Source organism: Cupriavidus campinensis, from assembly GCF_905397395.1.
Lineage (GTDB): Bacteria > Pseudomonadota > Gammaproteobacteria > Burkholderiales > Burkholderiaceae > Cupriavidus > Cupriavidus campinensis.
This window is the reverse complement of sequence record NZ_CAJPVH010000026.1, coordinates 60,258-70,489: the sequence shown is the minus strand read 5'-3', so window position 1 is coordinate 70,489 and position 10,232 is coordinate 60,258. Positions and strand designations below refer to the sequence as shown.

Genomic DNA, 10,232 nt, shown 5'->3' with positions numbered 1-10,232 from the left:
GGGCGCCGCCAGCACGCCGTACCAGGCGTCCTGCCGCATGCCGGGCACGCCGGCCTCCTCGAAGGTCGGCACACCCGGCGCAAGCGGGCTGCGCGCGGCGCCGGTCACCGCCAGCGCGCGCACCTTGCCCTGCCGCATCAGCGGCAGCGCGGCCTGCAGCGTGCTGACCAGCAGCGCCACGTGACCACCCTGCAGATCGACCAGCGCACGGGCACTGCCCGGATACGGCACGTGGTTCATCGACACCCCCGCCTGCTGGCAGATCAGTTCGCCCACCAGATGGGCGCTGGAATGGGTGCCGAGCGAGCCGTAGGCCAGTTCGCCGGGGCGCCGGCGGGCTTCCGCCAGCCGGGCCTGGAGCGTTTGCGCGGCGGCAGGCGCCCCGGCGGAGGCCAGCAGCACGTGCGGCGTGCTGGCGACGATGGCCACTGGCTGCAACGGCGTGGCCGGCGGCTCGGGCGCAGCGGCCAGCAAGGGGCCGATGCTGACCGAGCCCACTGTGCCAAGCAGCAAGGTGCGCGGGCCGGACGTGGCGCGCGCCACCTCGTGCAGGGCGATCTGGCCGGCAGCGCCGGGGCGGTTCTCGACGATGGTGGGCACGCCGTCCGTGGTCAGGCTGTCGGCAACGAGACGGGCGATATGGTCGGCACCCCCGCCGGCGGCATAGCCGACCAGCAAGTGCGTGGTGTCTGCGCCACATGCGGCGCGGGGGAACAGCGGGAGTACCGCGAGTCCGGCCAGTCCGGCCAGACCATGGGTCAGGCGGCGGCGGGCCCAGTCAGGCGGAACCGGAGGGAACGGCATGGATGCAGGGGCGCGAGTCGAATAGCTCGCGGCATCCTAGCACCACCCCGCCCCGCCTGCCGTGGGGGCAAACCCCGTCTTGCCCAGGCCCTTACAGCTGCGGCGCGCGGCACGCGGCGCCCGCCGCATTGGCGGCCGGGTCCATGCCGAACACTGCCTGCGCGCCACACTGCGAGCCGAACATGCGCGCCTGATCGTGGCCCACCCCCACCACTTCAAAGGCGCGATGGCGACTGGTCTGGCCCGGCTTGGCGAGGAATTGCTCGTAGCGCTGGTAGGCACGCCCGCGCTGGAGGCGCGTGGGGCCTTCGGCCTCGGCCCCACATGCCTTATCGAGCACACGATGGTTCGGATCGTTGTCCTCGCTACCCACCATATAGGTAACCTGACGCTGCATGTAGCGCTGGTAGAGCGTCATGCCATCGGCGCCCTTGGCGTAGGCCACGATGTCCTGCATGCCGTAGCGGTACTTGTTGTAATCGGCGCAGGCGGCGGTGCTGTAGGGCGCGAAGCGCTTCAGGTCCGGCGCCACCGGCCGGTCCGGCGTGAAATAGAGATAGGACGAGGGATTGGCCACCACGTAGCGCAGGTCGATGCCGCGCGCGCGCACGCGCTCGTCCACGTTGTTGAGCACCGCGTAGCGGTGGACGATCTGGGCGCCGCCGGAATGGCCCGCCACCGTGACCTTGCTCACACCGGGGAAGCGCGACTTGTCGGTGACGAAGGCCAGCAGGTCGTCCAGCACCTGGAGCGAGCTGACGCCGGCGCCGGGGCCGGACACCGCGTCTTCGCCGCCGATCCAGCCTTGCACGGTCCAGACCGGCATGTTGTCGAAATGCTTGGCGGCATCGGGCGTGCCGGGGAAGTTCGGGGCAATCAGCAACACCTCTTCCGGCTTGCGGCCGCTGGCCTGGAGCAGCGCGGCGCCGGCCGCGTAGTAATCGTCGCCATTGCGCTGGAGGCCGTGCTGCACGAACACCACCTCGCGGATGCCGCGCAGGTCCGCCGTCAGCAGATGGTTGGCGTAGACCGGGAAATCATAGCCGGCACCGCTGCCCAGGTGCACGCGCTGCCACTGGGGCTTGGCGGCGGCGGAGGGGGCGGCTGGCGCGGCGGACGGCGCAGAAACCGAAGGCGCCGGGGGCTGGCTGGCGCAGCCAGCGGCAAGCGCCGCCGTGGCGGCCATCAGCAAGGTGAATCGGGCGAAGCGTGGCGCGCCGGGCATGGGTGTCTCCTTGGTCTTATGTCTGCCGTATCAGGCAAAACGCCAATACTAGGCCGGCGGGGGCTGCTCGTAAAATATATGCTTTCTGCATCTGCCATATTCACAACATATCGGACCTACCGATGGAATTGAGACACCTGCGTTACTTCCTGGCCGTGGCCGAAACCGGCTCCGTGACCCGCGCCGCCGAGCAACTGGGCATCCAGCAGCCCCCGCTCTCCCAGCAGCTGAAGGCGCTGGAGACCGAGCTGGGCGTGTCCCTGTTCGACCGCCAACCACGCGGCGTGGCGCTGACCGCCGCCGGCACCGCGCTCCATGGCGACGCCGTGGAGCTGTTCGCCCGCATCGAGCAGATGCGCGCGCGCATGCAGCGCATGGCGCGTGGCGATGAAGGCGCGCTGGCCATCGGCTTCACCAGTTCGGCGGCGGCGCACAAGCTCACCCCGGAGGTGCTGCGCGCATGCCGGCGGCAGTTTCCGCGCGTGACGCTCTCCTTGACCGAGCGCAACGCGGCCGAAGCCATCGAGCAACTGGCCGATGGCACGCTCAGCGCCGCCCTGCTCCGCGCGCCGGTGCAGCACCCGGAAGGCGTGCGCTTCGACCTCCTGCTCGAGGAAGAAATGGTGATCGCCCTGCCGCTGGACCACGCGCTGCTGCGGCGCCGGGCGGAGGAAGGCGTGGCCGGCGGCACGCCGGTATCGCTACGCGAGCTGAAGGGCGATCCGTTCATCCTGGTGCGCCGGCCCGGCGCGCCGGGCATGTACGGCGACCTGCTGCGCGAATGCGAGGCGCTGGGTTTCACGCCCCGCATCGGCGCCGAAGTGGAGCGCATGCTGACCAACCTCAACCTGGTGGCCGCCGGCGCCGGCGTGAGCGTGGTGCCGGCGTCGATGGCCGGCCTCAACCGCCACGGCGTGGCCTACTGCCGCATGGTCGAGACCGACCGCCTGCGCGCCCCGCTCACCCTCGGCTACCGCGCCAAAGACGCCGACCCCGCCGTGGCGGCGCTCGTGGCGCTCACCCACCGGATTGCGGCCAGGCACAGGAAGGAATGGGATGCGGCGGGAGGGGAAGTGCCGGGGCGAATGGAGGGCGCATCGGCGAGCGTCCCCAGGGTGACGTGAGCGTCTTGGCCATCACGAACCACCGAGAACATCAGGCTTCCGCACTCCTCGGCGAGCCGCGGGTCGGTGTCGAATGACTGGAGGTGGTCGAACTCAGGCAACCTCGACGATCAGTTCGATTTCCAGGCAGGCGCCGAGCGGCAACTGCGGCACGCCGAACGCACTGCGCGCGTGCTGGCCGCGCGTGCCGAACACCTCGGCGAGCAGATCACTGGCGCCATTGGTGACGAGGTGCTGCTCGGTGAAGTCTGCTGTCGAATGGACGAGGCTGGTGAGCTTGACGACCCGCACGATCGAATCGAGGTCGCCGGTGGCGGCGTGCAGCGTCGCGAGCAAGTCGATGGCCACCTGGCGGGCCGCCGCGACACCGTCGGCGGTGCGCAGATCGTCGCCAAGGCGGCCGGTCCGCACCTGCCCGCCAACGCGAGAGAGATGGCCGGACACGTGGATCAGCTTGCCGGACCGCACGCTCGGCACATAAGCCGCCGCCGGGGCCGAAGCCGTGGGCAGTTCGATGCCGAGTTGCGCAAGCTTGTCGTAGATTCGCGGCACCGGCGCGAACGCCGGGCCGTCCGGTTTCAGGCGCATGCCGGGCTTGAGATGCTGCCATGGCAGCTCCGCCGGATCGGCGATGAACGGACCGGGCGCTCGCACCACGAAAATGTCTTCCGCGATCGCGGCGAAATCGGCTCGGAAATGCACGGAGCTTTTGTTCACGAGAATCTTCATCCCCGCCGGTTCGATGCCGACCGCGCGGTACATGTTGCGGTCGAGCAGTTGCGCCTTGGTGGAGCTGACGGCAACGCGCACGCCGTCGAGCCGCAGTCGCGCCATGGGTCCCATGTTGGCAGCCTTGCCGTGCATCATTGGCCCGCCGTAGACAAACTTGCCGTCGGACAGCGCCTCCACCTCGAAAGTCGCGCGCAGCGGGGCATCCTCGCTCACCTGCGGGCAGCCGCCAAGGGCAATATCGATCCTCGCCCCAACGCCAGCCTGGTGCGCAGCCGCGGCAGCGGCGGGATCGCAGATGATCCCGATCGCGGCGTCCTGCACGCCGGCCTTGAGCAGCGCACGCAGCATGCCCATGGTGTTGCCGTCGCCGCCGACGCCCGGGTTGTCCTGCGTGTCCGCGAGGATGACCGGCCGCGCGGCCTTTTGCGCGATCCGCACGGCACGCTGCACCGCTGCATCCGGCTCCTCGAACTGCACGGCCCACTGGCTCTCGGGTTCGCAGATGCGCGCGAACAGTGCCTCGACGGCCCGCTCGACGCCGGCTTTGTCGAAGCCGTACCCCCAAACGACGGGACCGCATTCAGCGAAGTCGGCAGCGGGAAAGCCCGGTGTGAACGACAGCGACAGCACGCCTTGTTGCTCCAGCGCTTCAAGCAGCCCGTAGACGCCTTGAGCAGGCTGCATCATCGTGGACATGCTGTTGACCGGTATCAGGAACGGCACGCGTCGCGCCACCAGGTGCGCACGCGTCTCCCGCCTGCACAACTCCAGCAGCATCTCGGCGGCCCGTTTGCCGGTGGCGGCCATGTCCACGTGCGGATAGGTGCGATACGCCACCCCCCCATCCGCCAGCGCGAGCATGCGTTCGGTGACGTTGGCATGCAGATCCAGCGAGACCACGATCTTCATGTCCGGACCGGCCGCGGCACGGATGCGCGCCAGCAGCTCGCCCTCGCCGTCGTCGAGGTGCTGGGCCACCATGGCGCCATGCAGGTCGAGATAGATCGCGTCGTACGAGGCCGTCATCACCGCCTCCACGATCTCGCCGGCGATGCGCTCGTAGGCATCGGTCGTGACATGCGCCGAAGCGCCCGCAGCCGCCCAGATCACCGGCGTGACGGTGTGACCGTGCCCGCGAACGTGGTGGATGAAGCCGCTGACCGGCACGTTCACGCCCAGCAGGTCGTAGATCGCCTCGCCGCGCACCATCGCGGGAAAGTCCTCGCCACGGACGAAGCTCTCGTAGGTGGCCATGGTGGGGGCGAACGTATTGGTTTCGTGCTGAAAACCGGCTACTAGGATATTCAAGGAGCACCTTCCTGGAGCGGGATACCGGAACGCGGCGAGGCCAGCGACGCGAGCGCCGGCGCCGCCATGCGAACGGCCGTGAAGGGTGGAATTACTGGGGCGCCAGCTTGATCGAGGCGGCCATCTTCCTGAGCCTCTCGGTCTCGTCGACGTAGAACTTTGCGGAGGTCTCGAGCGTCTGGGGCTTCATCGGCTGCACGCCGGAGAGCTCGAGCGCCTTGATCAGTTCGGGCGACCGCAGCGCCTGCTGCGAGGCGTCCGCCAATACGCGGGCACGCTCCGCCGGGACACCGGCCCTGCTCATGACACCCAGCCAGATCGAATACACGAACTCGGACTTGCGCGCGACGCTGGTTTCGGAGATGGCAGGCACGTCGGGCAGGGTTCGCATGCGCTGCGTGTCCAGCACCGCGACCGCCTTGATCTTGTGCGTCTCCAGCAACTGCGTGGAGGCGCCGAGGTTTGGCAGAATCGTCATGTCAATCTGGCGACCGGTCAGGTCTGCCAGCATTGGGGTGGCGCCCTTGTACGGCACCTGCAGCAGCTTGGCGCCGGTCAGCTGCGCCATGTATTCGGCGACGATGTGGTACATGGTCCCGTAGCCCGGATTGCCGAAGGTCAGGCTCGTGCTACCTGCCGACTTGCCGGCCGCGATGATCTGTTCAAGCGAGTTGTACGGCAGATCGCTGCGCGTCATCACGACGAGCGGGTGGTTCGAGACCGGCGCCAGCAGGGCCAGGTCCTCCGACTTGTACCTGGCGCTGGCAAGCGCCAGCGGCGTCAGGATGGCCTCGTTGGGCGAGCCCATGATCAGCGTGTAGCCGTCGGCCGGGCGGCTCAGCAGCCGCTGCACTGCCAGCGCGCCGCCGGCGCCGGGCAGATTCTCGATGACCACGGGCTGGCCGAGCGCCTTGGCCATCGCCGGCTGCATGGCCCGCGCCAGAACATCAGCGGGCCCCCCCGGAGGGAATGCGACCAGCATCGATATTGGCTTGGTGGGAAACGCGTCGGCGGCGGACGCCGGTGCGCCGGTCAGCATCATCCCCAGGATGACGGCACTGAGCGCCATCCAGCGTTTGGCGGGGGGTAGTCCTCGGTCCTGCATGTCATCCTCCACTTTAGACGTTCTCGCATCGATACGAGAACCGGTTGTGAGGGGGATTGTTGGCTGGAAATTATGTTCGAGGAACAGCAATCCTTACACAAGATCGTTGCCCTGTGGGCAACGCAGCGCGGAAGGGACATGAAGCGCCCTCAAGGCGGGACAAACGGCCGGGAGCGAGTTTGCTGACTTCCTCTACGCTGGCCGTGGTTATGAGTAGATGTTGAATCCGCAGCCAGGAACCGTCGTTCGATACGGGATGCTATGTCGGGATACCGGATGTTTTTTCAGTCAAACCAGAAACAAGTAACGAACATCATCGGCGATGCAATCGAGGCTGCCGGCTTCGAATTTTAATATTGCTGAGGCGGTGTAATCGCCAGAGTCAGCGCTCATTATTACGACCAATGTCACGTTCCCCAACGACGTTGTTGTCGCGGTCAAAGACAACTCGCCATCGATCGCCTCCCATCTTTTTTGTCCTTCCCATCCGGTCCAATTTTTCGCCAGGTCATCAAAAAACTCGGTCGGAGGTCCGTTGTGGTACGTGGAAGCGAGGACTTCGCCTGTGAAGGGTGCATCAGAAATTCTCGCAAAAAACCGGATTTCATCTGCATTGCGGCTATGCACCGCGAAGCTCAGTGTCGTCCGAGAATCGCAGGATTTGATGTCGAGAATGTCCATTTGTTGTGGGCCTAGTGCCAAGTATCGTTAATCTAGCATTTGAATGACCGCTGTTGGCAACACCGAAGGTCGCCTTAGGGTCGTTCTGCGCCGGTGGCAGCTTCTGGCCCCGTCGACGCCCGATTGCCCGTCAGACGCTGGTGGCTCCCACAGCACACTTTCCACTCTTTGCCACTATCGATTGACTGGCGGGCCTGGCTGGCGTTTTCTTCCTTGATCACGTTGTTCACGAGTGTGCTGCTAAATGACGATGGGGCCTACAGCCCGCCAACGTCTTCGCATACCATCGGCTACCACGCCATCATGCACAACACAACTTCCTGCCATGAAGCCGCCGCCCCTTTCTCCATATCGAACCTACGCGTGGCCTTGCCATGTTACTCACGAGCGTTCGCGACGAATGCGCGCTGGCGTATTGCCGGCGATGCGCCGGAAGCACGTAGTCATGTGCGAGCGGTCCGCGAAGCCGCAGACATTCGCAATAGTGGCCAGCGGCCTACTAGTTTCTAACAGCAGCCGCGTGGCATGGACTACCCGTCGCCGCATGATGAAGCGCAACGGCGCTTCGCCTGTGGAGGCGCGGAAGGCCCGCATAAAATGCGGGAGGCTGACTTCCGCCATCGCCGCCAGTTCCGTGATGGCGATACTGTCGCCAAGATGGTCTTCGATGTAGTCGAGGATGCGGCGCAACCTGAACGGCGCGAGTCCGCCCTTGCAGCTCAGCAGCGGCGCGGTGGTCCCCAGTCCTGCAATTTCCACGGCAAGCATGCCGACGAGGCTTTCGCAGTAGAGCTGTTGCCCGTTGCGTGGCGTGACGCACGCCAGTGCCAGACGGTCGGCCATGGCCCAGATCGGCTTGTTCTCGAACATCAGGCGCGACGGGAAATTGGCCGCCGCGCTGGCGACGCCGCAAGCCTCGCCCAGCAGCGCATCGTCGAAATGGATCGCCACACAGCGAAAGCCGCGAATGAACCGGGTATAGCCGTACGCCTCGCCGCCCTGCTCGATGAGGCTGAGGTGGTCGCTGCCGCGATAGCAGTCGGCAAGCGACTGCGATGGCTTGTAGCGCGCCTCGATACGACCGCCGGTCTCACGCAAGGCTGCGCGCAGGCTCACGCGCCGCGATCCGATCGGGCGGGCAACGTCCTGCAGCTCGCCGTATTCGAAGACTTCCACCTCGGTGTTCGCCCAAGTACTGGTGATTCGGCTCTGATGCACGTCCGTGACGATACGTACCACTTTCCGTCTCCTGCCAACTTTCAACTACCTTGTGTACTGACAATATGGATTCGAGGCTGCAAATTCGTCTCGACCGGAATGCCAAGCTTCCGCTGTCGGAGCAGATTCGCCTGAGCATTGCCAGGGCGATAGACTCGGGCGTGCTCACCCCTGGCACCCGGCTGCCCTCATGGCAAGACCTGGCCGCGCGCCTCGGTGTAGCGCGCGGCACGGTACAAGCGGCGTACGAACGTTTGTCCGACGCGCAGATCATCGAAACCTTCGGTGCACGGGGCACCCGCGTCGCGTCTAGGCCACGCGTACCGGTGGCCCAGCCAAAAGCGCCGCGGCCCGGGTCATTCATGAGTACCTATCTCCAGATGAACACGGGACCGGCTGTCTTTCAGGTCGGCATACCGGCGCTGGAAGGGCTGCCTGACCGGCTTTTCGCACGCGCGCGTTCTTCGAATCTACTGAAAACGGGCACGTTCTCGTCATTGATATATCCCGATCCCCGTGGCGAGCTCGCACTGCGTCGGGAGATTGCAAGCTATCTCGCCATTTCCAGAAACCTGCACTGCCTGCCTGATCAGGTCTTCATCACTTCTGGCTACATCTCTGGCCTGGGTCTCGCACTGCGGGTGCTGGGGCTGGACGGCAAAAAGGCCTGGATGGAAGAACCCGGCTTCATGGTCACCCGCAAGGCCCTCGAGCTTGCACGCCTGACCGCCGTTCCGGTACCCGTGGACGCCGAGGGCATCAACGTCGAATATGGCATCGAGCGTGCGCCGGATGCCGCGTTGGCCGTCGTGACGCCCGGGCAGCAAGCGCCGTTGGGCTCGACGCTGTCGTTGACGCGACGGCTGCAGCTACTTGAATGGGCGGCTGCCAGCGACGCCTGGATTATCGAAGACGACTACCTCAGCGAACTGCAGCTCGATGGCCGGGCGGCTCCCGCCTTGGCATCGCTGAGCGGAGCCGGCCGGGTCATTCATATCGGCACATTTAGCAAGACCATCAGCCCGGCTCTGCGGCTTGGATTCGTCGTGGCGCCGGCGGAACTGATCACCCCGTTCTCAGAGGTCACCGCAACGCTTGCGCCTGCGCCCACACCGATCATCCAACTCGCCACGGCTCAGTTCATGCGCGATGGCCACTACATCCGTCGCATCCGCCGTCTCAAGCGGCTTTACTCCACGCAACGTGACGCGCTGTGCGAGCAGTTGCGTCTCCGCGATGCTGCGTGGACCGCCGCGGGCCTGGCGATACTGCTCAGGCTGCCGGACGGCGCGCCCGATACCCGGATCGCCCGGGAGGCGATGGATTTCGGCATGGCGCCGTCGCCGCTATCGAAGTGGTTCGCCACGCCATCCCCTGCGGCGTCGGGCCTCCTGCTAGGGGTTGCAACCGCGCCCGAAGCGGAGGTCGGCGCATCATGCCGTCGTCTGTTCGAGATCATCGACCGGTCTTGCCAGTCGCCCTTGGCCCTCGACCGACGCCAGAAGCAGGGAAACCGAGGCACCGAGCAAGACAAGATCCTTGAGCAGGAACTGACCCGGCATCGCTGAGATGGCTGGAAATCCCCCCGCCGTCACTTCCGCCACACCGGGAGTGCTCAAGAAGAAGGTAAGCGTGATCAGGTAGGTTGCCGCCGACATGGCAGCGCCCAATGCCGAGAAAATGGGCCGGAACGCGCCAAGAATCAGCGCCACCGCGGTCGACAGTTCAAGTATCCCAATTGCGTAACTCGCCCCTTGCACGCCTAGCAGCATGTGCATCCAGCTCATGATCGGGCTGTTGGCGATAAACGGCGCGATGCCATTGGCTTCGTAGGCAGTGAACTTCATGCCGCCGAACCAGAGGAACACGATGACGAGCGTCCATCTAAGGGGGGCCAGAATAGACAGCGATTCAACGCCCTTTTCGGCGATCTGCAGCCGAAGCTGGTGTGCAAGAGTTCTCATTTGGTTTTCCATTCGGATTGCTCGGGTGCTAGAGCTTTCAATCTAGCTCTACGCGATACCGATTTCGAGAC

8 protein-coding genes and 1 pseudogene are annotated in these 10,232 nt (G+C 65.7%); 2 read left to right on the top strand and 7 right to left on the bottom strand.

What is annotated here, in order from left to right; translation table 11 throughout:
- Window positions 1–804 (bottom strand): tripartite tricarboxylate transporter substrate binding protein (locus KHO18_RS16000; protein ID WP_211943533.1); only part of this gene is annotated, 804 nt, incomplete at its 3' end.
- Window positions 805–895: 91 nt separating this feature from the next.
- A complete protein-coding gene (locus tag KHO18_RS15995; protein ID WP_092301428.1) occupies window positions 896–2,029 on the bottom strand; it encodes a hypothetical protein in 1,134 nt (377 codons plus the stop codon).
- Between the two features lie 122 nt (window positions 2,030–2,151).
- Between KHO18_RS15995 and KHO18_RS15990 the strand changes: the two genes are divergently transcribed.
- Complete coding sequence (locus KHO18_RS15990; protein WP_144196846.1) at window positions 2,152–3,153, top strand: LysR family transcriptional regulator; 1,002 nt, start codon at window positions 2,152–2,154, stop codon at window positions 3,151–3,153.
- A 93-nt stretch (window positions 3,154–3,246) separates the two neighbouring features.
- Here KHO18_RS15990 and KHO18_RS15985 read toward each other — a convergent pair whose 3' ends face one another.
- From KHO18_RS15985 to KHO18_RS15970, 4 genes are all read right to left on the bottom strand, one after another.
- On the bottom strand, window positions 3,247–5,193 hold the full coding sequence (locus tag KHO18_RS15985) for an Atu1372/SO_1960 family protein (protein ID WP_144196845.1): 1,947 nt from the start codon (window positions 5,191–5,193) through the stop codon (window positions 3,247–3,249).
- Between the two features lie 91 nt (window positions 5,194–5,284).
- Window positions 5,285–6,298, bottom strand: a complete 1,014-nt coding sequence (locus tag KHO18_RS15980) for a tripartite tricarboxylate transporter substrate binding protein (RefSeq protein WP_144196844.1) — start codon at window positions 6,296–6,298, stop codon at window positions 5,285–5,287.
- Window positions 6,299–6,586: 288 nt separating this feature from the next.
- A complete protein-coding gene (locus tag KHO18_RS15975; RefSeq protein ID WP_211943532.1) occupies window positions 6,587–6,979 on the bottom strand; it encodes a DUF6228 family protein in 393 nt (130 codons plus the stop codon).
- 381 nt (window positions 6,980–7,360) lie between these two features.
- Complete coding sequence (locus KHO18_RS15970) at window positions 7,361–8,218, bottom strand: AraC family transcriptional regulator (RefSeq protein WP_211943531.1); 858 nt, start codon at window positions 8,216–8,218, stop codon at window positions 7,361–7,363.
- Window positions 8,219–8,262: 44 nt separating this feature from the next.
- On the opposite strand from KHO18_RS15970, the pseudogene pdxR reads away from it, so the two are divergent.
- Window positions 8,263–9,669 (top strand): annotated as a pseudogene (gene pdxR / locus KHO18_RS15965) (MocR-like pyridoxine biosynthesis transcription factor PdxR); the annotation flags it as partial.
- Here pdxR and KHO18_RS28500 read toward each other — a convergent pair.
- Window positions 9,631–10,161, bottom strand: a complete 531-nt coding sequence (locus KHO18_RS28500) for a YkgB family protein (protein WP_244844840.1) — start codon at window positions 10,159–10,161, stop codon at window positions 9,631–9,633. The pseudogene pdxR and the gene KHO18_RS28500 overlap by 39 nt on opposite strands.
- Between the last annotated feature and the right edge of the window lie 71 nt (window positions 10,162–10,232).

Excerpts from the sequence above, each read along its gene's own strand:
- KHO18_RS15990 (WP_144196846.1), top strand. The coding sequence starts at position 2,152 with ATGGAATTGAGACACCTGCGTTACTTCCTGGCCGTGGCCGAAACCGGC.
- KHO18_RS15980 (WP_144196844.1), bottom strand. The coding sequence starts at position 6,298 with ATGCAGGACCGAGGACTACCCCCCGCCAAACGCTGGATGGCGCTCAGT.
- KHO18_RS28500 (WP_244844840.1), bottom strand. The coding sequence starts at position 10,161 with ATGAGAACTCTTGCACACCAGCTTCGGCTGCAGATCGCCGAAAAGGGC.
- KHO18_RS15995 (WP_092301428.1), bottom strand. The coding sequence starts at position 2,029 with ATGCCCGGCGCGCCACGCTTCGCCCGATTCACCTTGCTGATGGCCGCC.
- KHO18_RS15975 (WP_211943532.1), bottom strand. The coding sequence starts at position 6,979 with ATGGACATTCTCGACATCAAATCCTGCGATTCTCGGACGACACTGAGC.